Origin of the sequence: Paractinoplanes toevensis (assembly GCF_018332695.1) — a bacterium.
GTDB classification, from domain to species: domain Bacteria; phylum Actinomycetota; class Actinomycetes; order Mycobacteriales; family Micromonosporaceae; genus Actinoplanes; species Actinoplanes toevensis.
This window is the reverse complement of sequence record NZ_BOQN01000026.1, coordinates 1-22,686: the sequence shown is the minus strand read 5'-3', so window position 1 is coordinate 22,686 and position 22,686 is coordinate 1. Positions and strand designations below refer to the sequence as shown.

The following is a 22,686-nucleotide window of genomic DNA, read 5'->3' as shown; positions in this document are numbered from 1 at the left end:
CGCCCGCCCAGGGTGGCCGCCAGTGTTTCCTTGTTGCCAAGAAAAGAGGAAACAGCCATGACCGAGCCGGAGTCCGCTCCAGCGAGCATTGATCATTTCCAGGCAATCGGCGCCGAGTTGCGCCGACGGCGGGAAGCCCGGGGGATGTCGCTCGCCGATCTGGCGAAGGGCACCCACTACAGCCGCGGTTACCTGAGCCGGATCGAAAATGGACATATGCGGCTCACCCGCCGCATCGCTGAAGTCTGCGACACTGCCCTCGGCACCGGCTCCGACCTGGTCGACCTCGTGATGAACGAGCACGCCGAACCGCGCCGGGCGATCACCCCGCCGCGGGTGGACCTGCCCTCTCCGGCGAGCTTCTTCTTCGGCCGCGAACGAGACCTCGCCGACATCGTCGACCTGCTCTCGGACCGGTCGCCGGGCCGGCGGCGGGTCGTCGCGCTGCACGGCCTGCCCGGGGCGGGCAAGACCGAGCTTGCCGTGCAGGCGGCCAACGAGGTGGTCGAGCGGTACGACGCCGGGCTCTTCCTGGACCTGCACGGCTACACCGCGCCGCTCGACCCGGTGGACGTGATGAACCGGGTGGTGCGGCGGCTCGGCGTGCCCGGCGAGGTGATCCCGTACGACGCCGACGAGCAGATCGCGCTCTACCGGCGCACCGTGCGCCAGCGTCACCTGCTGCTGATCTTCGACAACGCGCGGGACGCCGGTCAGGTGTTCCCGTTGCTCGTCCCGGGCCACTCGGACATCATCGTCACGAGCCGGCTCCGGCTCTCCGCCCTGGACGAGGCGGCACACCGGCTGGTGGGGGAGATCGACCCGGTGGCGGCGCGCCGGCTCTTCGTCCGGGTCGCGGGCCTGACCACCCCGGATTCGGAGACCGGTGAGCAGATCGACCGGATCGTCGGCTACTGCGGCCACCTCGCGCTTCCGGTGCGGGCCGCCGCGGCCCGGCTCTCCGCCGTCGGCGGCTTGGACGAGCTCGCCCGCCGGCTGGCCGGTTCCGGCGCGGCGGCTGCGCTCGCCGATGGCCCCCGTAGCGTCGACGCGGCGCTCACATCGGCGTACCTCGCCCTCCCACCGGCCGCCGCCCGCGCGTTGCTGCTGCTCACCTTGCATCCGGGGCAGGACTTCGACGAGCGCGCACTCGGGCTGCTCGCCAACCTCCCGAACGCCACCCGGATGGCCCGTGATCTGGTCGACTCAGCGCTGCTGCGGCGGTTGAGCGACGGTCGGCTCGGCTTTCACGATCTGGTCCGATCGATCCTCACCGAACGGGCCGGCCATGAGATGTCGCCGGGGGAGGCCGCGGCGGCGATCCGCCGACTGCTGGCCGGGGTTCTCCACACCACCCAACACGCCGACCTGCTGATCACACCCGGCCGCTTCCGGGTGCCCGCCGTGACGCCGGATCCACCCGCGCCGATCGTTCACTTCGCCCATCGGCAGGCCGCCGCTCGCTGGCTCGAGGAGGAGCAGCACAACCTGGCCAGGCTGGTCGAGGTGGCCGCCGACGCCGGGATGCCGGAGACCAGCTGGAAACTGGCCTACGCGCTGCGGGACTTCTACTTCCGGACCAAGCGGTGGGCGGCCTGGATCCGTACCCATGAAGTTGCTCTGACCGCGGCCACCGCCTGCGGTGACCGGTGGGCGATCGCCGTCACCCGCAACAACCTGGGCCTGGCCTACGCCGAGACGGAACGTTTCGCGGACGCCCAGGAGCAGTACGCCGGTGCGCTGGAGCTCTTCCGCGAAATCGGCGACCAGTACGGCGAAGCGAACACCCTCGGCCATCAGGCGTGGGTGATGTACTGCCTCGGCCGTTTCCGCGAGGCGGGCGAGATGTGCTGGGCTGCCCTGGACATCTACGAGACCGAGGGGCTGCGCCGGAACGCGGCGATCACCCTGCGGACCCTGGCGCTCGCCGAATCCGCGCGGTCGATGTACCGGCTGGCCCTGGAGCATCTCGGTCGAGCGCTGGCCATCTTCGGCGAAGAGGGCTTGCTGCTGGACGAGACGATGGCCCACAACTGCCTGGGCGAGGTGTATGCGCGCACCGCCGACCTGGCCTCCGCCCGCCGGCACTTCCGGCTGGCACAGCGACGTGGCGTGCGCAGCGCCAGCACCTTCGAGCGAGCCCGGGCGCTGCGCGGGCTCGCCGGGGTGGCACTGGCGACGGGCCGGCCGGAACAGGCCGAACGGTTCAGCCGGCAGGCCGAGTCGCTGTACGCCGGGCAGATCCCGGCACCACACCGGCCGTCGCGACCGCGGTGGCCCCTCGACGACCCGGGAGCCGGACGATGATCGGAACACGGTTCGACGTCTTCATGTCATTGGCCGGACCGGACCGGACGAGAGTGCGCGATCTGGTCGCCGCCATGCGCAAGGCCGGACTGACCGTCTTCTACGACGAGGACATGCCCGAGTACCACGCCATCACGGCCGAGGTCGAAGCCGCCCTGCACCACTCGACGGCCCTCGTCGCGTACTACTCGCGGGACTACACCGGCCGAACCGCATGCCAGTACGAGCTGACCCGGGCGTTCCTGGCCGGCCAGCGGGAGGGTGATCCGACCCGCCGGATCATGGTGATCAACCCGCACGAGGGGACCGATCATCTGGCGCCGGCGGAGCTGGCCGACAAGAAGTTCGACCGGCTCACCACCACCGACCTGGCCGCGGTGGTGCGGCGGATCAAGGCGAAGGTCAACGGCCTGAGCGGCCGCATCGGCGATCTTCCCGGCCCGGACCCGCAGCAGTGGCACGCCTACCGGGTGCCCGGCACGCCTGACTTCACCGGGCGGTACCACGAGCTCTGGAAGCTGCACTCGGGGCTGACCATGCATCGTTTCGGGCTCACCCACCACACCTCGTCCGGCGGTACCTGCATACTCACCGGCCTGCCCGGGATCGGTAAGAGCGCGGTGGCGGCCGCGTACGCCTGGCACTTCAGCGCGGGCCACCAGGGCGGCGTCTGGTGGGTGTCGCTGGCCGGCAGCGGCACCGACCCGGACAGCATGATCGGCACCTTCGTCGACGGCCTCCGAGCACTCCCGGCCTTCCGGACGATCCGGCCGGCGGCCCCGGCCACCGAGGTCATCGGCGCCTTCGCCGACCACGTCGCCGGCCTGGCGGAACCCAGTCTGCTGGTCATCGACGACATCCCCGGCGAGCTGACCGCCGAACTGATCCACCGGTTCGCCGTGCCGTCGGTCGGCCGGCGGTTGCGTACCGTGCTGATCACGAACCGGGCGGTTCCGGACGGGCCGGTCCGGCCCATCGAGATCGTGGCGATGTCGGACGAGGACGCGGCCGAACTTCTCCGGCACTACCGGGACGGCGCGAAACTTCAGAGGACGGCGCTGGCCCGGCGGCTCGGCCACCACCCGGTCGCGCTCTCCCTGGCCGGACGACTGCTGCGGGACCGGGCCGGCCTGCTCGACTACGCCGGGCTGACCCAGCGGATCGACCGGGACGCGGCGACGATCGCCCCGGTCACCGCACTGCTACGGGACCGGATCGGCACGCTGGACGACAATGCGCTGGGGCTGCTGCGGGTCGCGGTGGTCGGTTCGGATGCCGCGCTGCCCGCTTCCCTGGTGCGGCGGCTGCTCGGCGGTACGGCTGCGGAGCAAGCGGTGGAGGACCTGCAGCGCGAGCTCGTCGTGACGGCGAGCTCGGGCGGCTGGCAGGTGCACGCGCTGGTCCGCGACACGGTCCGGGAACACTACCCGGCCCCGGACTGGACGACGCCGGCCGTCGAAGCCGCCGAGGCGATCCTCGACACCGCCGGGCCGGACCAGTCCGAAGAAGCCCTTCTCGTACGGCATGCGGCCCACCTCGCCGCCCGGGACGACCTGCCCGACCAGCTCACCGAGCGGCTGCATCGGCGGGCCCTGGAGCGCTACGACCCGCTGGGCGAGGCGATCCTGGCCCTCCCGCACCACCGGGCACTGGCCCGGCGCTTCCCCGACGACCCGGCGATCCTGCTCGCCGCGGCCCGGTGCATGGTCGCGACCGGCGGATTCGAGGAGGCGCGCGAACACGCCGAACGCGCCGGAGGTGACGAGGGCCGCCGGATCGTCGCCGACGCCCTGGACGCGCTCGGCCGCCTCGCCGAGGCCGAGCCACTGTGGACGGCGATGATGGCGGACCCGACACCGTCGGCCGAAACCGAGCTGGCCTACCTGCGGTCCCGGCGCCTGCGCGGCCGGCATCAGGAGGCGCGACGTGGCCTCGAGGCACTGATCCCCCGGCTACCGTTCGATCAGGCTCAGGCCGCCCAGCTGGAGCTGGCTCGAGCCGAGATGGAAACAGACGCCCAGGTCGCGGCGCGGCGCAGGGCCGCCGCGGTGGTCACGGCGTACGCCGATCGAGGCCTCAGCGACCACGTCACGGCGGTGGAGGCGATCCGGATGCTGGCCGACGCCCGGCTCACCCTGGCGCTGACCGACCTGAAGGCCGACGAGGCGGGCTGGCAGGAGGCGGCGCGGGAACTGCAGGGGCTGCGCGATCGGCACGCCGAGACCCATGGACCACGCAACTCGCTCACGCTCACCCTGGCCGTGGCGCACGGTGAATCGCTGACCGCGCTCGGCCGACCGGCCGAGGCCCGCGAGGCGATCGAGGCGGTCTACGCCGATGTGCTCGATCGCCTCGGCCCCGAGCATCCGACAGCCCTTCGGGCGGATCTGGTGCTCGGCTACGCGGCGGCCCAGTTCCACGAGTTCGAGGCGGCCCGGAACCACTTCACGCGGGCCTTCGAAGGGTTGCGGGACGTGCTCGGCCCCACCCACCCGCACACCCTGCGAGCCGAGTTCAACCTCGCCGTGGCCCTCAAAATGCTCGGCGACCCGGCCGCGCAGCCGCACTTCAACCAGGTCGCCCGCCACACCGCCGGGGCCGTCGGGATCAAGACCGACCTCTTCTGGCAGTCGATTATCGGCGCCGGTCTGCAGGTCCTGCCGAGTTGGTTATGGCGCAAGCTAGCCAACCCACCGAAGCCGCGAAAGGACGGCTAGGCGCTCAGCGGTCGACGGCGGCCATGTTCAGCTCGTCGTGCCGGTCGCCGGCGGCGGGTGTGAGGTTGTTCAGTCGCTCGAGCTGGTCGCCGGTGAGCTCGATGCCGTCGGCGGCGGTGTTCTCCTCGACCCGGGCTACGCGCCGGGTGCCCGGAATCGGGGCGATGTCGTCGCCCTGGGCGAGCAGCCAGGCCAGGGCGACCTGGGCCGGGGTGGCGCCCGCCTCGTCCGCGACGGCCTTGACCTCGTCGACGACGCGCAGGTTGCGCTGGAAGTTCTCGCCGGTGAAACGGGGATTGGTCTTGCGCCAGTCGTCGTCCGGGATGTCGTCGGGAGTCCGGAGCCGGCCGGTGAGAAAGCCGTGCCCGAGCGGCGAGTACGGCACGAAGCCGATGCCGAGCTCCCGCAGCAACGGCAGCATTTCCTCCTCGACGTCGCGGGTCCACAACGAGTACTCGGTCTGGAGTGCGGCGATCGGGTGTACGGCGTGGGCGCGGCGAATCGTGGCCGGCCCGGCCTCGGACAGGCCGAGGTGCCGGATCTTGCCCTCGGCCACCAGTTCGGCCAGGGCGCCGACGGTGTCCTCGATCGGCGTGTCCGGGTCGACCCGGTGCTGGTAGTACAGGTCGATGTGATCCGTGCCCAGCCTCGTCAGCGAGCCTTCGACGGCGAGGCGGACGTTGGCCGGGCTGCTGTCCGTCACACCCGGGCCTCCGCCGGCGTGTGACACGAGACCGAACTTGGTCGCCACCACGACCTGGTCACGACGGCCCCGGATGGCCCGGCCGACCAGTTCCTCGCTGTGGAAGGGGCCGTAGATCTCGGCGGTGTCGATGTGGGTGACGCCCAGATCGAGCGCGCGGTGGATCGTACGGATCGACTCGTCGTCGTCCAGGCCGCCGCCGGACGTGTAGACCCCGGCCATGGTCATGGCCCCCAGGCCGATCCGGGAGACGTCGAGTGCACCTAGCGATACATGTTTCATGAGTCCAGGTAACCGCCCGCCGCCGGCACGAAGAAGATGCTGCTGGAAGGTGTACTGGCAGCCCACCACTTGGCCCGGCGATCCGGCCTAGCCTGGGATGCGTGGACAACCGCGACGAGGTGAAGGCGTTCCTCAGCTCCCGCCGCGCCCGGCTCACCCCGGAAAAGGCGGGCCTGGCGGGCTACAACCGCAACCGGCGGGTGCCGGGCCTGCGCCGCAGCGAGGTCGCCGACCTGGCCGGCGTCAGCGTCGAGTACTACGCCCAGCTCGAACGCGGCAACCTCGCCGGCGCCTCCGACAGCGTCCTGGACGCCCTCGCCCGCGCCCTGCACCTCGACGAGGCCGAGCAGCAGCACCTGACCGACCTGGCCCGCGCGGCCGGCCCGGCCGCCCGCTCCCGCCGGAAACCGTCCGCGCAGCACATCCGGCCGAACATCACCCGGGTCCTCGAGCTGATGACCGACGTACCGGCTCTGGTCGGCAACGGCCGCGGCGATGTACTCGCCGCCAACCCCCTCGCCCAGGCCCTCTACTCGCCCATGTTCGACGACTCCACCCGGCCGCCCAACCACGCCCGATTCGCGTTCCTCGATCCGCGGGCGCGGGACTTCTGGCGGGACTGGGACCGGATCGCCACCGTCACCGTCGCGATGCTCCGGACCGAGGCGGGCCGCGACCCGTACGATCGGGCCCTGACCGACCTCGTCGGGGAACTCAGCACCCGAAGCGAGGACTTCCGCACCCGCTGGGCCGCCCATGACGTACGCCTGCACAACACCGGCGTCAAACAGTTCCACCACCCGATCGTCGGCGACCTCGACCTCAACTTCGAGACCATGCAACTGACCGCCGACGCCGGTCTGACCATGACCCTGCTCAGCGCGCCGGCCGGTTCCAGCGCCGACGACGCCCTGCACCTACTGGCCACCTGGGCCGCCACCGCACATCGATAGCGGGAGCTCTCCCGGCTCGCGCCCGGCGGGCGTCGTCATCACCCTCTGAGCGTCGGCTTCTTGGCCGGGAGACGCCACAGCCGGACCTTTTCGTCCTTGCCCACGGTGATCAGGCGTTTGCCGTCCGGGGTGATCCGCAGCGCCCAGACCGGCCCGATGTGTCCGGTCAGCGGCGCGCCCTCGGGGCTTCCGGTCGCGGCGTTCCACAGCCGTACGGTCCCGTCGTCGCTGCCGGTGGCCAGCAGCCGTCCGCCCGGGCTGAAGCGCATGGCGCGCACCGGGCCGGTGTGACCGGTGAGCGGTGCGGCGGCCGGTTGGCGGGTCGCCGTGTTCCACAGCTGGACGGTGTTGTCGCCACCGGAGGAGGTGGCCAGGAGCGTTCCGGCCGGGTTGAACGTGAGGGCGTAGACGGGCCCGGTGCTCGCGGTGAGCGGTTCGCCGGCGGGCCGGCCGGTGGCCGCGTCCCACAGCCGTACGACGTTGCTGCCGTCCGAGGTGGCCAGGAGACTGGCGTCGATGCTGAAGCTCATCGCGTACACCGGGCCGGGGCTCGCGGCCAGCGGTACGCCGATCGGCTCGCCGGTGGCGGTCTGCCACAGCCGTACGGTGTCGTCGGCGCCGGCCGTCGCCAGGTGCGCGCCGTCCGGGCTGAACACCACCGAGGTGGCCGCGCCGACGTGACCGGTCATGGTGCGTACCAGCGACCCGGTAACGGAATCCCACAGCCGGACCGTGCCGTCGTCACCGGCGGTGGCCACCAGTTGCCCGGTTGGGCTGAAGGTCACCGAGTGCACCGGGCCGACGTTGCCGCTCAGTGGCGGCCCGGACCGCTGGCCGGTGGCGGTGTTCCACAGCGACACCTCGCGGTCGCCGGCGACGGCCAGCAGTTTGCCGTCGGCGCTGAACCCGATGGAGTGGATGGGCCCGGTCTTGGCGGCGAGCGTCGGTCCGGCCTTGCGCCCGGTCGCCGTGTTCCACTGCTTCACCGCCCCGTGGCTCACGGTGGCGAAGACTTTCCCGCCCGGGCGCACCGCGATGATTCCATCGGTGCCGGGCACCACGTTGCGGGCACGGGCGGCGTCCGCGGCCTGGCTCGGATTCGAGGCCAGCGCGGGTTGCGGGTGGACGCCCGCGAGCGCGAGCAGCCCGATCACGGCCACGACGGCGGCCCGGCCGAAACGCCGACGCTGAGTGTCGTTTTGATCTCTCTCGGTAGTCACTCCTGAACCGTAATGATCACGCTCGTGGCGTGTTCGGTGAGTTCGCCGCAGTTCATCCGGCCGGGTTGCAGGCTTTTTGATGGGTTTCGCGGGCCGGCCGGGCGGCCGACCCTCTGCGAGAAACCGGTCGCGAGCAGCGGAGCCGAGGGTGCCGCCCTGCTGCGCCGGCTGGTCTGGTCGGAGGTGCCGGTGCAGATCGGCTACCAGCGTCGCTACGACGCCGGGGTGGCCGCGGCCAAGGCCGCCGTCGACGCCGGCGAGCTCGGCCGGATCACCACCGTACGGTCGACCACACTCGACCCGGAGCCGCCGTCGGCCGAGTACATCGCGTCCTCCGGCGGCATGTACCAGGACTGTGGCGTGCACGACTTCGACATCGTCCGGTGGATCACCGGGCAGGAAGCCGTCGAGGTGTACGCGACCGGCAGCAACGGCGGCGCCGACTTCTTCCGTGAATACGGTGACGTCGACACCTCGGCCGCGATCATCACGTTCGCCGGCGGGGCACTCGGCGTCGTGTCCAACACCCGGTACAACGGGCGCGGTTACGACGTACGCCTCGAAGTGCACGGATCGCGTGACAGCGTCGCGGCCGGCATCGACGACGGCTGGCCGATCCGCTCCACCGAGCCGGGCGCCACCCACCCGGCCGGCCCGCCGCACCGCTTCTTCATGGACCGCTTCCAGTCCGCCTTCCGCGCCGAGTTCGAGACGTTCCTCGAGGTGGCGGCGGGCAAGCGGCCGTCGCCGTGCACCGTCGCCGACGCGGCGGAGACGGACTGGATCGCCGAGGCCTGCGCCCTGTCGGCCACCGAGCACCGGCCGGTGCTCCTGGAGGAGGTCCGGTCACCGCACCGCCGCCGCTAGCGCTTCTCGGCCCTCGATCAGCTTGTCTCCCCCGTTTCTGCCAGGACCGTGTGCGCGATCGGATCCATCGGTGTCTTTCCGGAAAGGTGCTCAGCAACAAGCACCCGATCGATATCGCCACATCGCCCGAGGAGACATTCGTGCGTACCACCTCTCGTGTCCTGGCCGCCGCCACTGTCCTGTCGGGGCTGCTGCTGACGTCCGCGTGCGCCCGCGCCGAGGACTCCGCGGGCGCGGTCGCCGGCACACCTACCAGTGCACCCACCAGCGCACCCACCGTCGCTCCCTCATCGGCCGCGCCGGCGCCGTCCTCGGCCTCCCCCAAGCCGTCCTCTTCCTCCGGGGCCAGCGGCGGGGGCGTGTTCAGCGGCACCCGGCAGGTCTACCTGCTGCCCAAGAACAGCGAGGCGACGCTCGGTGTAGTTCAGGACGGCAAGATCGGGCTGTCCGAGAAGTTCGGCGACGCGGAACTGTTCGTGCTGACCGCGGCGAAGCCCGGCGGCGACCAGTACCTGATCCGCACGGCCAAGCTGCGCAAGGGCGGCGAGCCGCTCTGCCTGTCGGCCAAGCTCGGCTCCGGCGGGGCGCCGGCCGCGGTGCTGACCACGGCCTGCGACGCGGCGGCGGCCGGCCAGCTTTTCCGGTTCCGCAAGACGGGCGAGTCGAACGGCAAGCCCACCTACACGATCCGGACCGGGACGGACACCTTCATCATCCAGGACCCCACCGGCGAGATCGCCTCCACCGGTACAGGCGTGGCCGCGGTGACCATCGGTGAGGGCACCCCTGACATCGACACTCCGTTCGTCCTCGCCGACAAGGGCAAGGCTTCGTTGCCCGCGCTGAACTGACGTGATGCCGAAACGGCCGTCCACCACTGGTGGAAGGCCGTTTCTGGAAGTGCGCCCAGCCGGGACGTCGAGCAGAAGGTCAAAGCTTGAAGGTGGCGACCAACTCGCGTAGCTCCTGCGACACCTCGGACAGCTCCCGGGCAGCCTGCTCGGACTGGCCGACCAAGTCGCTGCTGGTGCGGGCCAGGGCCGCCACCTCGCCGATGTTCGCGGCGATCTGACCCGAGCCGTCGGCGGCCTCCGCCACACTGCGGTTCATCTCGTTGGTCGTCGCGGTCTGCTCCTCGACTGCCGACGCGATCGTGGTCTGGTAGTCGTTGATCTGGCCGATAATCCGGGAAACCTCCTGGATCGCCGAAACCGCGCCGGCCGTGTCGGCCTGGATCGCCTGCACCCGCCGGGAGATGTCCTCGGTGGCCCGGGCCGTCTCCTGAGCGAGGTCCTTGACCTCGCCGGCGACCACCGCGAAGCCCTTGCCGGCCTCGCCGGCCCGGGCGGACTCGATGGTTGCGTTCAACGCCAGCAGATTGGTCTGCTCGGCAATGCTGGTGATCACCTTGATCACCTCGCCGATCTCCTGGCTGGAGATGCCGAGCCGGGACACGGTCTCGGTGGTGGTGCGGGTGACCGTGACGGCCTGCGCGGCGACGTTGGCCGCCTGACTGGCATTCTGCGCGATCTCGCGGATCGACGTGCCCATCTCTTCCGAGCCGGACGCGACGGTCTGGACGCTGCGAGACACCTCACCGGCCGCGGAAGCGACCGTCTCGGCCTGGGCCGACGAACGCTGCGCGCCGCCCGCCAGCTCGGTCGAGAGGGCACTGATCCGGTCGCGCCGAGCGTCCCGGAGCTCTGCGCCAACCGGGTCAGTACCGCGCCGACCGAGTCCAGCGCGGCGTTCATCGAGGCGCTCATCCGTCCCACCTCGTCCTGCGACCGCACATCCAGGCGCCGGGTCATATCGCCGCCGGCCACCGCGGCCATTACCTCGCCGGCCTCGGCCAGCGGCCGGGTGATGCTGCGCGTGCTGCGCCAGGCGACCAGCACGGCGATCGCGACCGCGATCAGCAGCAACGTGGTCATCCACACGATGAACGTTCCGGCGGTGTGCCGGGCCGCGGCGCTCTCCTTCTGGTTCATCGCCTCCTCGAGGTCGATGAACACGTTGATCACCCGAAGCCATTCCACGAAGGCCGGTTTCGCCTGCTCGACCAGCACCTTCAAAGCCTGCGTGTGCTTACCGGCACTCTGCAGCGCTACGACCTGCTCGATCAGCGGAAGCGTCTGCTCCTGCACCTTGTTGATGCCGGCAAACGCCGCCTTCTCCGCATCACTGGTGTCAGCCGGATTCGAGAAGATCGCGTTCATCTTGTCCTCGGACGCCGTGTACTTGTCCGCGAGCTTCGCGATCAGGTCGACCTCGGACTGGATCTGCGCGTCGTCGGTGGCCAGGACCACGTCGCGGACGGCGATAGCCCGGTCGTGCACGCTGCCCCGGAAGTTGATCGCAAAGCGCTGCTTGACGGCGTTCTGATCGTTGATCACCGTCAACTTGTCGTCGATACTGCGTACTTGCACGACGCCGGCCACGACCAGCGGCACCATGGTCAACACGACCACGAAGAAGCGGCGCCCAGACGCCGGCCGATGGTCCAATTCCTCACTGCCTGCCACTCCGATCAGCGTTGGAGACCGCGCGAACTCACCACGCAACGGACCTCAACTCCACCGATCGGTGCGGCAACACCGGAACTGAACCCAGGCTGGTGTGCCGACGGCAACACCGACCCTCGACATGGACAGCTGCAGAACGAGGGCCCCGGCACTGTGTAAGCGCCGGGGCCCAGGGTTACGGGACTAATACACCATCTACCGACAGGAACGTCGGATTGTCGTTTCCACACCAGCCCGGAGAACGGGTTTCGGGTGTGAGGACCGCATAAGCGTGACCGGAGACCACCTCTCGTTCGATGGAAACTGCGGTGTCCGCGCCCAGCCCCGAAGTGCGGCCGGCGGCGGGCGATCCAACGGTGTAAGACCCTCCCTTTCCTCTGACTTCCTCTTCCTCAGTGCTGTCCGCCGGTGCCGGAACCCCACGCGACTTCATGGCCCCGAACACGTGCGACGAACTCTCTTACCGTTGGTGTTGCTCGTTCGACCAGAAGAAATTTAGCGGCCTTCGACGAGAATGTCTAGCAGCTCGAACATAGATTTTCTGGGCGGCGCTTCCTAGAAACGAGGCGCTCGGCCGTTAAGGCTCTGCCCGCGGCGACGGTGACCGGCTCGGCGCGGCCGCGCTGGCTCGTTCGGGGTCGGCACCGGCAGCCGTGGAACGGGTGTGGCCGTGACCGCCGTACCAGTCCAGGATCAGCAGGCACGCGTCGTCGGGCAGGGCCGGCCCGGCAATCTCGAGCACCAGGTCGCCAAGGACGCGAACCACCTCTCGCGGGTGGAGCGTGGTCAGCTCCCGCAGACGGGCCGGCAGATCGAGCCCGGCGGCGCCGCGTTCCAGCATGCCGTCGGTGAGCAGCACCAGCCGATCTCCCGGCAACAGCCGCAGCTGGTCCGCCCGGTAGGACCTGTCGGCCAGCACTCCGAAGGGCCGGTTCACGGCCAGCGCCACGGGCGACACTGCGCCACCGCGGACCAGCAGCGGCGCCGGATGCCCGGCGTTGACCACGTCGAGCAGCCCGGTCGCCAGGTGCAGGCGGCCGAGCAGCCCCGTGGCGAACAGCGATCCGCCCGGCCGATTGTCGATGATCGCCTGGTTCGCGGCCTGCGCCTGTTCCAGCAGACTGGCGCCGCGACGGCGGGCATTGCGCAACCCACTGACGCACAGGGTCGCGGTCAATGCGCTGTGCACACCGTGGCCCACGGCGTCGGTGATGCTCAGATGCAGCTGGTCCCGGGCCAGGCTGTAGTCGAAGGTGTCCCCGCCGATGCTGGCCGCCGGTTCCAGCCACGCCGATAGGGTGAACGAGTCGGCCTCGCACGTGAACGCCTCGGGCAGCAGCCGCCGCTGGATCTCCGCGGCCAGGGTGAACGGCGTTGTCCGCTGACCCCACTCGAACAGGTCGGTGTGCCGGCGATTGGCGATCACCACGAACGCGAGGGTGTGCGCGGCCCGCGACACCTGCTGCACCGTCGCCTCGCTCGGCGCGGCCGGCAGCGCCAACTCCAGCAGTCCGATGGCCTCCCCGCGCTGGGTGACCGGTGCCCGCACCACGAACCGGTCACCGACCGGCTGAACCAGCACCTGCTGCGCTCGCAGCGCCTGCTCCTGGGGACCACCATCGAACGTCATCACCTGAGCGACGTCCTGACCCTGCCGGCGGCCCCCGGACACCTCACCGACCGCGATGTGGACCAGCCGCACCAGGGCGCGACCGCTCATGTCCGCGACGAGAAACGACACCCATTCCGCGTCCAGGTTTCTGCCGATGGTGCGGGTCACCGCTTCCACCGCGTCGACCGGAGGGGCCTTCTCCACCGCCAGCAACACGTCGTCGAGATCCGTACCGCTCATCGCGCTGTCGGTCACGCGAGGCAGCATATGCGCGCTCGAGCACGGCAATGGCAACGGCGGCCGGGTAGCCCGGCTTCTTTACGACGTGACGGGACCGTACCGTTGTGGCTAAGATCGCCCTCGTCCTTTGTGGATCTTTGGTTCGGGGGCCCTCGGTGCGCGTTGTCTCTTTCAGCCTGGCTGCCGTGATGCTGGCCGTTCTCGGGGCGCCGCCGGCGGCTCGGGCTGCCGACGCCACGGTGCGCCTCGACGTGGGCCTGGCCGGTGGCGCCGATGCGGTGGCTGTCGTCGACCGCCTCACCCGTCCGCTGGTGGACTGGGCGACGGTCGCCGGGCTCGACGCGATCACCATCGACGTCGCCGCGGCCGAACGCGACACCGTCCTGGCGCAGCTGGCGGCTGATGCGGATGTCCGTTACGCCGAACCGGGTTCGACCGTGCATGCCGATTCCCCGCATGTCGACATTCCGCAGTACGCCTCGAACGACCCGTACGTCGACAGCAACGGACCCAACTACCGCTGGCTCGAGATGTCCCAGGTTCCCCAGGCCTGGACGTGGACCCTGGGCAGTGCGTCGGTGAGCGTGGCCGTGGTCGACACCGGGGTGACCGGCAACCCCGACCTCGGCGCGGACCGGTTGGCGGCGGGCTGGGACTTCGTCGACGGTGACGCCGACGCTTCCGACGACGACGATCACGGCACTCAGGTGGCGAACCTGATCGCCGGTGAACGCAACAACCGAGCCGGCGGTGCCGGGATCTGCTCGAAGTGCCGGGTCCTTCCGGTGCGGGTTCTCGGCCACCGTGACGGGCGCTCGGCCGAGGGGACTTCGGCGGATGTCGCCGCGGGCATCGTCTGGGCAGCCGATCACGGCGCGGACGTCATCAACCTGTCGCTGAGCACCTCGACTCGCAGCCGGCTGCTGGCCGAGGCCGTCGAGCACGCCGACAGCCGCGGCGCACTGGTCGTCGGATCGGCCGGGCAGACCGCGACGACCGCCCGGCAGTTCCCGGCCGGCTTCGACCAGGTGCTCGCCGTCGGGTCGATCAACGAGTACGGCGCACCGTCGATCGGCTCCAACCACAACTCGGCGACCGATCAGTGGATCGATGTGCTGGCCCCGGACGGAATCTGGGTCCTCGGCCGGGACGGCACGTCGATCCAGCTGGCCCGGGGCACGTCGGCGGCGACCGCGATCGTCTCCGGCACCGCGGCGCTGGCACTCGCGGTACGGCCGGAGGCGACCGCCGATCAGGTGCGCACCGCGATCGTCAGCTCTACCGAGTCCGGCATCGGTCTTATCCGGGTCGAGCCGTACGACGCCCGGATCCTCAACGCGGCCCGCCTGGTGCACGACTTCGGCGGCCTGCCGGACGGCGAGGCACCCCGGGTCACCGGTGTGGGCCTGGTCGACGGCCAGGTGATCGGCGTGGGGAACGCGGACATCGTGCGGTCGGTGAGCGTCACCGACGACCATGGCATCGCCCGGCTGGAACTCGTGGTCGGCGGCCGGGTCGTCGACTCCACCCACGCCGCCGGCTGGGCGCGGGACCTGGTGCTGGACCCGGCCAGCTTCGACGGTGACCTGCCGGTGACCGTCCGTGCCGTCGACTACGCGGGCCGTCAGGGCGAGAAAACGGTGACCGTACACATCGACGGCACCGGCCCGGCCGGAACCATCACGTCACCGCGCGAAGGCGAACACGTCGGCGGACACGTGAAGGTCGTCTTCACTTCGACCGGCGACGACGTCGCAGGCGCCCTGGTCAACGGCTTTCCGATGACGCGGACAGCCGGAACGAACCAGTGGAGCGCCGCCGCCCCGCCTCAGCTCCTCGACGCGAATACGTGGGGCTTCGTCCTCGACGCCATCGACCCGCTGGGCAACCACACCACGCTGCGCCGCCTCGTGGTCAACGACTACGAGGGGCCCACCGCCACCTCCATCAGCCCGACCGCGAACGCCCGGGTCCGCGGCACCTTCACCAGCACCATCAACGGCGCCGAGGACGGCGCCGGCGTCGCCCGGGCCGACCTCTGGGCCGGCAACACCTACATCGGCCGGGACACCACCGCGCCGTACTCGCTGAAGGTGCCCACCCGCGCCGCGAGCGGCAGCCTGGTGCTGATGTGGAACCTGACCGACCGACTGGGCAACGTGCGCACCTATCGGCGGACCGTCGTCGCCGACAACAAGGCGCCCACCGTCTCGATCACCAAGGCGCCGAAGAACGGCGCCAGGGTCTCCGGCACCGTCAAGGTGAGCGTCAAAGCAACCGATGCCAGCGGCATCGCCCGCGTCGAGCTGCTGATCAACGGCAAGGTCGTGGCCACCGACACCAAGGCCGGCTACGTCCTGGCTTTCCGGATCAAAGCACCGAAGAAGACGATGAAAGTCCAGGTCCGGGCGTACGACAAGCTCGGCAACGTCAAATACACGACCACCCGCACCTGGAAGCGAGCCTGAGGCCTCGTAAGTCGGTCCGGACGAACGGCGAGCACCACGTCCTAAAGGTCGGGAAATAGGCCGCGGTATTCGGGAAAGAAGAAGGCCGTGACCGGCGTTTCCGCTGGTCACGGCCTTTGACTGACTGTGCGCCCGAAGGGACTCGAACCCCTAACCTTCTGATCCGTAGTCAGATGCTCTATCCATTGAGCTACGGGCGCCCGGTGCTTCGCCAGCATACACACCGGCTTTACACGCGGAGACTCCGGGATTCGAACCCGGGAGGGGCTATAAAACCCCAACCGCATTAGCAGTGCGGCGCCATAGACCGGACTAGGCGAAGTCTCCCCCGACGGCCTTTGCAGGCCACCGACGGTTGAGGATACCCGACCCGGTCTGGGGCGCACAAAGAGGTTGCCCCCTCGCGCGCGGCGCGGGCGGCGTAACGGACTCCAGCAGGTGAAATGGTCGCGTTGCGGCTAGGCTGCCACGGCATGGAGGAGAAGCCGCCCACTGAGCGCCGTGGTGCTCGTCCCGCTCGGCCGGCATTCAGCGCGCCCGAGCCGGTCACGCCCGAGAAAAAGCCTGCCGCGCCGGCTCCGCGCCGCGCCGCCAAGGCGGCTCCGGCGGTCACCTTCCAGGCTCCCAGTGCGGAGGATCACCCGCACGGGGGCACGGCATCTGCCCCCGCATCCGGCCGTTCTTCGCAAAAGCCCCCATCCCGTACGGGATCCCGGCCGCCCACCCAACCCACGGGCGAGACGGACCAGGGCGGCGGTCGGTCCACGCCTCGCAAGGCGCGCCCGGCACCACAGCCAACCGCGCCCGCACCGTCGGCCCCGCCCGAGCCGCCCAACACCCAGGCAGAGCCGGGGAGCGCCCCGACCCGGCCCCGCGCCCAGCGTCGACCGAGCGCCCAAGCCCAGCCCAGCGCCCAAGCCCAGCCGAGCACTCAGGCCCAGCCGAGCGCCGAGGGCCAGCCGAGCGCCCAAGCCCAGCCCAGCGCTCAGGCCCAACCGAACGCCGACGGCCAGCCGAGCGCCGAGGCGAGCACGCAGGCCAAACTGAGCGCCCAGGCCCAGCCCGCCGCTGTGACCTCGCGACCGGCGAAGCGCGCCCCGGCAAAGAAGGCAGCCACACCGAAGAAGGCCGCGCCGACCAAGCGCGCACCTCGCAAGGCCGCGCCGAACCAGGAGGCCGCCACCCCACCGCCTCCGGCCACCGCCAACCCGGCCGCCAACCCGGCTATTGAACCGGCCACCAAACTGGCCGCCGAACCCGCCGCCAACCTCGTCGCCGAACCGGCCGTTGAACCGGCACCCGCGGCAACGCCCCCGGTGATCGAGGCCCCTTCCGTCGTGGAAGCCTCGGCCGCCCCGTCGGCGACTGTGCAGGCTGAGCCGACCCCCACCGCCACTCCCGCCGTGGTTGAGGCCCCGGCCGACCCCGTGACGAACGGGCAGGCTGAGTCAACTCCCACAGCAACTTCAGCCGCCGTGGAACGCCCCGCGGCGAACGTGCAGCTAGAGCCGACCGCCACAGCCGAACCGGCAAACGTTGAGGATTCGCCGGTCGTCGCGGGTGAGCGCACCGACCCCTGGGCCCAGCTTGTCGCCGACCCTGGGCACGCGCCGGAACTGCTCGCTCTGGCCGCCGTGCAGACGTTCGGTCCGAAGGCCCGGGACTGGGCCGCTCAGATCCGTGAGTCCTACCCGGCGGCCGATGACCGGGCCGTTGCTCGACTGGCCAAGCAGCAGTTCACCCGGTTCGGCAGTGTGGGTGGCATCGTCGGGGCGGTGGCCGGGTCGTACGCCCCGATCACCCTGCTCGGCACGACCGCGGTCACGCATGCCGAGCTGGTGTTGCACCTGGCCGCCGCGTACGGCCTGGATCCGACGGACCCGGAGCGGGCCGCCGACCTGTTGGTCATCACCCGCGTGCATCCGACTCGGTCGGATGCGGAGGAGGCGCTGGCCGCCGCCCGCCGGCCGGCCTATGAGGACGGTGGCCTCAGCGACGCGGTGTGGCGTTTCGGTCGCCTGGTCGCCGCTCAGGCGGGCGGCTGGACGGTGCTTCGGCTGGCCAATCGGTTCTTCCCGGGCACCAGCCTGCTCGCCGCGGTGCTGACCAGCACGGCGTCGGCGCAGAGCGTGGCCGCCCGGGCCGAGGCCTATTACAAGGCCGCCCGAACCCCGGCCTGACCAAAGGCGCAGGCCGACGACTCGGCGCGCGGATGGCGCAGGCCGGAGGCCCGGCGCGCGCTCAGATCCAGCCGACTCGGCGCGCTCAGATCCAGCCGACCTGGCGCGCTCAGATCCAGGTCAGCCACGAGTCGGGCAGCAGGGTGTACCCGACGAATGCGGCGATATCCAGGATGCTGTGCGCCACGATCAGCGGCATCACCCGTTTGAAGCGCAGGAAGAACAGGGCGAACACCACCCCCATCACCGCGTTGCCGACGAAGGCTCCGAACCCCTGGTAGAGGTGGTACGACCCGCGCAGCACGGCCGACGCCGCCACCACCCAGATCACCTGCACCGACATCGACCGGAGCCGGGTCATCAGGTAGCCGACGACGATGACCTCTTCGAGTACGGCGTTCTGCACCGCGGACAGCACCAGCACCGGCACGGCCCACCAGACCGACTGCAGCGCGGCGGGGACGATCTGCGCGTTGAGGCCGAGCAGTTGTGCCACGTACACCAGCGCAAGCCCGGGAATCCCGATGCAGGCGGCGAGCAACGTACCCCAGCCGAGGTCGAAGCGTTTCCGGTCGGCCGTCAGGCCGAGCTCGCGGCGCACCGGGGTCTGGTCGCGCATCAGCAGGTACAGCACCAGCGCGACCGGCACCAGCGAGAACCCGATCTCCAGCAGCTGGTAGGTGAGGTCCAGGTAGGGCCGGGGTGACCGAGACGCGTTGAGGACCGCGGACTGCGACGACAGCGGCTTGCCGGCGGTCAGCTTGGCGATCAGCGATACGACCGCGTAGACCGCCGACTGTCCGAGGGACAGGAACAGCACGATGACGATCTCGCCGGTGAGCACGCGTCTGCTGGGCGTAACGCGATCTAGGGTCACGCGGGAACAATAAAGCAACGAGAACCCGCTAAGCACAAACGGACCTATCCGGGCAAGCGACGCGCCGACCACCCTGACCCGCACTGAGACGAGTCGCACTTTTCGTGCGTCGGGTTGGCGACTGACGTGACCACCCTGAAGGGCATGGGAGACCTCGCTCGCTTGCTCAAGGAGAGCTGGACACTCGTCGAGGAGCATCAGGACAAGGTCGCCGGCTACTTCTACGCCCGGATCTTCCTGTCTCACCCGGATCTGCGGGAGCTGTTTCCGGTGCACATGGACGTGCAGCGCTCCCGTCTGCTGAACGCGATCGTCACCGCGGTGCAGACCCTGGACGACCCGGAGAAGTTCGACGAGTACCTCAAGGCGCTCGGTCGTGACCACAAGAAGTTCCACGTGGAACCAGAACACTACGAGGTGGTGGGGGGCGCATTGATCGAGGCGATGCGGGCGTACGCGGGCGAGGAGTGGGGCGTCGAGTACGACCAGGCGTGGGCGGACGCGTACGCGGTGATCGCCTCACGCATGATGGCCGGCGCCGACGCCGACACCAACCCGCCCTACTGGTACGCCGAGGTGGTGGCGCACGAGCGCCGGGGCCGCGACCTCGCCGTCTTCACCGTGCAGCCGATGCAGGCGCTGGAGTTCCGGGCCGGGCAGTACCTCAGCATCGAGTGCACGAAGTACCAGCCGCGGCTGTGGCGGACGTATTCGGTCGCGAACGCGCCGCGCCGGGACAACACGCTCGAGTTCCACGTGCGGTCGGTGGGGGCCGGCTGGGTGTCCAGTGCGCTGGTGCGCCGGCTCCAGGTCGGCGACATGATCAAGCTGGCCGCCCCGATGGGGACCATGAACCTGGATCGGCGGTCGACCCGGGATGCCGTGTTCATCGCCGGCGGCACCGGTCTGGCGCCGGTGAAGTCGCTGCTGGAGGAGCTCACCCGGTACAACCGGACGCGCTGGGTGCACGTCTTCTTCGGCGCGAAGAGCCGCGAGGACCTCTACGACCTGGCCGACCTGAACCGGCTCGCGGCCCGCTATCCGTGGCTGTCGGTCGTCACGGCGTGCAGCGAGGACCCGACCTTCCCCGGCGAGCAGGGCAACATCTCGGACGTGGTCGCGCGGTACGGCCCGTGGAACAACCACGACTTCTTCGTGTCCGGCTCCGGGCCGATGGTGAAGTCGACGCTGAAGACGCTGGCCGAGATGCAGGTGCCGTCGGTGCGCATAAAGTACGACAGCTTCACCGACATGAACTAGTAATCCCAGGGACGGCCGGTCTGTTGGTAGTTCGCCACCGGTACCAGGTTGGATTCGGCGTGCATCCGGTCCACGTACAGCCGGCCCTCGAGGTGGTCGATCTCGTGTGCGACCAGCCGCGCCATCGCGCGGTCGAACGACGTGATCACCCGGGCGCCGTCGTAGCGGGCGTGCTCCACCTCGATACGCAGCGGCCGCCGGACGAGGCCGCGATAGTCGAAGAAGGACAGGCATCCTTCGTACTGCTCGTCGCGGTCGCCCGACTCACCGACAATCCGCGGGTTGAGCAGCACCACCGGGTCGGCGGCCCGGTCCGGCGGGCGGACCACCGCGGCCGCCACCGAGCGGCCGATCTGCGGCGCGGACAGGCCGACGCCCTTGCTGAAGTCGTGCAGGTCCTCGAGCCGGCGCAGCGAGGTGAGCAGTGCGCTCACCGCTTCCCGCGCGTCGGTCGCCTCGCGCGGCAGCTGGAAGTGCCGGGCGCGCTGGCGCAGCAGGTCGGAGCCGCGCTGCACTATTCCGATGCCACGCATCGCGGTCGAGGCGCGCGGCTTGCCGTTCTCCTCGCCGGGGGCGTACTCGGCGTACGACGGCGCGCCCGGCCCGCGGAACCGCCATTCGAGCCGGTAGCGCGCGTTCAGCAGCGGCGCGTCGGTGGTCCACTCGAAGATCGCCCGGTCGCCGTCCTGGTGGCGTTCGAGCGGGGTGCGCACCGGCACCTCGGCGGCCAGCGACGTCTCGACGCCCCACACCTGCGGGTCGAACGTGGCCGGGAAGTTGAGCCGGACGGTGATGCGCCGGGTGGGCAGGCGCACGGCCCGCTGGAACCACTGGCCCCACTTCTCGACGCCGACCGTGTACGCGTATTCGATCGTCGTCCGCTCACCCGGGTAGAGCGGGAACTGCCCGCGCTCGTTCGCGAAGAGCAGCCAGACCTCCTTGGCCGCGTCCCGGTCGAGCTTGACCCGCCACTGCATCGCCTCGATGGCGGCACCCTCACCGGCGATCGCCTCGATGTTCATTTCCTCGAAGGTGAGCGGGTGCCGGCGGTGGTGCCGGTTGGAGCCGGTCGGATCGTGCGGGTACCGGTCCACGGAGATCTTCACGAGGTACCGGGTGACCGGCTCGGAGCCGGCGTTGTAGAGGTTGCGGCGCACCCGGCAGCGGTAGGCGCCGTCGGCGTAGGTCAGCTCGGCGATTTCCTGCTCGACGATCACGCCGGTGCCGGGCGGCATCCACTGGACCGGCACGGGTGGATCACGATGAAGGGTGGCGCCCCGCGCGTGACGCAGTTCGTCGTACTCCTGGAAGCGCTGCCAGATCAGCCCGCCGGCGCCGAGGACGGCTTCCGCCCGACGGGCGAAGTCCTCGGTGGGTTTATGTCGGCGCCCCTCGACATGGCTGACGTACGAGGGGTCGAACCCCATGCGTGCGGCCAGTTGCTTCTTGCTCATGCCGCGCTCGACCCGCCAGTGCGCCAGCGCCGTTACGAATTGGTCAGCGGCCCGCTCGACGGGCGAGGTGGTCATCATCGATGTCCCCTTCGCGACGAGAGTTTCAGTGTCGCCGCCGCTCCATGTCCACAAGGTGCTAGTAGCACTTAGCCGACAGATACCTTGACGATTCGGCCATCGTCTTCGGCAACGCCGGAACACACTGTTAGGCAACCCTTGCCGAGGGTATTCGTCCGAAAGATCGGGTTGGGTGCGTTGGTTAGGCTAGCCTTAGAGGTGTACGGTGAGTCGTCTCGGAGAGCCCGGGTAGACGAGGTACGGCGAGGTGAAAGCGGTTATGGCGCTTCGGAGCGGTAGCGGTCAGTGACCACTGCTCTGACGACCCCCGTTCTCGCGCCCCTCACCCCGGTGACCGCGACGCTGACCACGATGTTCGGCACCAGCACCGAGATCGCCGGCCTCGCCCCCGACCTCCTGGTCCATGATCAGACCGGCTGGGCGCCCGCCACCGAGCTCGCCGAGCAGAAGCTCGATCTCCTCCTCGCCACGGCCGGCCGCCGGTGGAACGCTCAGCCGCACGCCGCCGCCGCCCTCGCCTGGAAGGCCTACACCTACTGGTCGGCCCTGCCGGCCGTCCTCGGCTACGCCTCGGCCCGCCGCGTGCCCCTGCTGAGCAGCGACAACGTGCTCGTGCACTTCAACGACCCGCGCCCGCTGCTCACCCTGGGCCTGCGCGCCGACATCCCGGTCGCGGTCCTGCCGAACGACCCGCTCGCGCTGATCGCGGACCCCCGGGTCCGGGTCGTCGCCGACGAGGAGGCCCTGCTCGCCGAGCTGCGCCGCTCGCTGCTCGACGACCACCTGACGCCGCTGCTCAACGCCATCCACGGCCGGGTCCGGCTGGGCAAGCGCACCCTGCTCGGCTCGCTCGCCTCCGGCGTCGCCTACGGCATCCTCCGCTCGGCCGACGCGGTCCCCGGCTCCTCCGCCGACACGATCGCCATCCTCCACCGAGCCCTCG

The 22,686-nt window shown here is 70.3% G+C and carries 16 protein-coding genes and 2 tRNA genes; 9 read left to right on the top strand and 9 right to left on the bottom strand.

Annotation, left to right across the window (positions count from 1 at the left end):
- Positions 1-57 precede the first annotated feature (57 nt).
- Positions 58-2,307: a tetratricopeptide repeat protein gene (locus Ato02nite_RS10475; protein ID WP_213006243.1), complete on the top strand. Its 2,250-nt coding sequence runs from the start codon at positions 58-60 to the stop codon at positions 2,305-2,307.
- Positions 2,304-5,024 (top strand): tetratricopeptide repeat protein, encoded by a 2,721-nt coding sequence (locus Ato02nite_RS10470; RefSeq protein ID WP_213006242.1) that lies wholly within the window; start codon positions 2,304-2,306, stop codon positions 5,022-5,024. The genes Ato02nite_RS10475 and Ato02nite_RS10470 overlap by 4 nt, the downstream gene beginning before the upstream one ends.
- Before the next feature lie 4 nt (positions 5,025-5,028).
- Here the strand turns inward: Ato02nite_RS10470 and Ato02nite_RS10465 are convergent, their stop codons facing one another.
- Positions 5,029-6,009: an aldo/keto reductase gene (locus Ato02nite_RS10465; protein ID WP_213006241.1), complete on the bottom strand. Its 981-nt coding sequence runs from the start codon at positions 6,007-6,009 to the stop codon at positions 5,029-5,031.
- A 101-nt stretch (positions 6,010-6,110) separates the two neighbouring features.
- Here Ato02nite_RS10465 and Ato02nite_RS10460 point away from each other — a divergent pair, with 101 nt between their 5' ends.
- Positions 6,111-6,962, top strand: coding sequence for a helix-turn-helix domain-containing protein (locus Ato02nite_RS10460; protein WP_213006240.1), 852 nt, complete (start codon positions 6,111-6,113; stop codon positions 6,960-6,962).
- Between the two features lie 38 nt (positions 6,963-7,000).
- On the opposite strand, the gene Ato02nite_RS10455 is transcribed toward Ato02nite_RS10460, so the two are convergent.
- Positions 7,001-8,182 carry a WD40 repeat domain-containing protein gene (locus Ato02nite_RS10455; protein WP_246606420.1) on the bottom strand — a complete coding sequence of 394 codons (1,182 nt, stop codon included), beginning with the start codon at positions 8,180-8,182 and terminating at the stop codon, positions 7,001-7,003.
- 36 nt (positions 8,183-8,218) lie between these two features.
- On the opposite strand from Ato02nite_RS10455, the gene Ato02nite_RS10450 reads away from it, so the two are divergent.
- Together Ato02nite_RS10450 and Ato02nite_RS10445 are read left to right on the top strand one after the other, a co-directional pair.
- The gene (locus tag Ato02nite_RS10450) at positions 8,219-9,049 is read left to right on the top strand and encodes a Gfo/Idh/MocA family protein (protein WP_246606419.1); all 831 of its coding nucleotides are present in this window, start codon (positions 8,219-8,221) and stop codon (positions 9,047-9,049) included.
- Between the two features lie 140 nt (positions 9,050-9,189).
- Positions 9,190-9,900 carry a hypothetical protein gene (locus Ato02nite_RS10445; RefSeq protein ID WP_213006238.1) on the top strand — a complete coding sequence of 237 codons (711 nt, stop codon included), beginning with the start codon at positions 9,190-9,192 and terminating at the stop codon, positions 9,898-9,900.
- 79 nt (positions 9,901-9,979) lie between these two features.
- Here Ato02nite_RS10445 and Ato02nite_RS51510 read toward each other — a convergent pair whose 3' ends face one another.
- From Ato02nite_RS51510 to Ato02nite_RS10435, 3 genes are all read right to left on the bottom strand, one after another.
- On the bottom strand, positions 9,980-10,579 hold the full coding sequence (locus Ato02nite_RS51510) for a methyl-accepting chemotaxis protein (RefSeq protein WP_246606425.1): 600 nt from the start codon (positions 10,577-10,579) through the stop codon (positions 9,980-9,982).
- Positions 10,462-11,613 carry an MCP four helix bundle domain-containing protein gene (locus tag Ato02nite_RS51505; RefSeq protein ID WP_246606418.1) on the bottom strand — a complete coding sequence of 384 codons (1,152 nt, stop codon included), beginning with the start codon at positions 11,611-11,613 and terminating at the stop codon, positions 10,462-10,464. Before Ato02nite_RS51505 ends, Ato02nite_RS51510 begins: the two co-directional genes overlap by 118 nt.
- 538 nt (positions 11,614-12,151) lie before the next feature.
- Positions 12,152-13,441 (bottom strand): PP2C family protein-serine/threonine phosphatase, encoded by a 1,290-nt coding sequence (locus Ato02nite_RS10435; RefSeq protein WP_246606417.1) that lies wholly within the window; start codon positions 13,439-13,441, stop codon positions 12,152-12,154.
- 173 nt (positions 13,442-13,614) lie between these two features.
- Here Ato02nite_RS10435 and Ato02nite_RS10430 point away from each other — a divergent pair, with 173 nt between their 5' ends.
- Positions 13,615-15,894: a S8 family serine peptidase gene (locus Ato02nite_RS10430; protein ID WP_246606424.1), complete on the top strand. Its 2,280-nt coding sequence runs from the start codon at positions 13,615-13,617 to the stop codon at positions 15,892-15,894.
- A 127-nt stretch (positions 15,895-16,021) separates the two neighbouring features.
- Here Ato02nite_RS10430 and Ato02nite_RS10425 read toward each other — a convergent pair.
- Together Ato02nite_RS10425 and Ato02nite_RS10420 are read right to left on the bottom strand one after the other, a co-directional pair.
- Positions 16,022-16,094 (bottom strand) — tRNA-Arg (locus Ato02nite_RS10425).
- A gap of 36 nt (positions 16,095-16,130) precedes the next feature.
- A tRNA-Ser gene (locus Ato02nite_RS10420) sits at positions 16,131-16,221 on the bottom strand.
- A 743-nt stretch (positions 16,222-16,964) separates the two neighbouring features.
- Here Ato02nite_RS10420 and Ato02nite_RS10415 point away from each other — a divergent pair.
- On the top strand, positions 16,965-18,074 hold the full coding sequence (locus Ato02nite_RS10415) for a hypothetical protein (protein WP_213006235.1): 1,110 nt from the start codon (positions 16,965-16,967) through the stop codon (positions 18,072-18,074).
- Between the two features lie 109 nt (positions 18,075-18,183).
- On the opposite strand, the gene Ato02nite_RS10410 is transcribed toward Ato02nite_RS10415, so the two are convergent.
- Entirely contained in the window at positions 18,184-18,951 is a 768-nt protein-coding gene (locus tag Ato02nite_RS10410) for a CPBP family intramembrane glutamic endopeptidase (protein WP_213006234.1), read from the bottom strand.
- Between the two features lie 144 nt (positions 18,952-19,095).
- Between Ato02nite_RS10410 and Ato02nite_RS10405 the strand changes: the two genes are divergently transcribed.
- Complete coding sequence (locus Ato02nite_RS10405) at positions 19,096-20,211, top strand: globin domain-containing protein (RefSeq protein ID WP_213006233.1); 1,116 nt, start codon at positions 19,096-19,098, stop codon at positions 20,209-20,211.
- Here the strand turns inward: Ato02nite_RS10405 and Ato02nite_RS10400 are convergent.
- Complete coding sequence (locus Ato02nite_RS10400) at positions 20,208-21,740, bottom strand: peptide deformylase (protein ID WP_213006272.1); 1,533 nt, start codon at positions 21,738-21,740, stop codon at positions 20,208-20,210. The two genes, Ato02nite_RS10405 and Ato02nite_RS10400, sit on opposite strands and share 4 nt — an antisense overlap.
- 288 nt (positions 21,741-22,028) lie before the next feature.
- On the opposite strand from Ato02nite_RS10400, the gene Ato02nite_RS10395 reads away from it, so the two are divergent.
- Positions 22,029-22,686 (top strand): hypothetical protein (locus Ato02nite_RS10395; protein WP_213006232.1); only part of this gene is annotated, 658 nt, incomplete at its 3' end.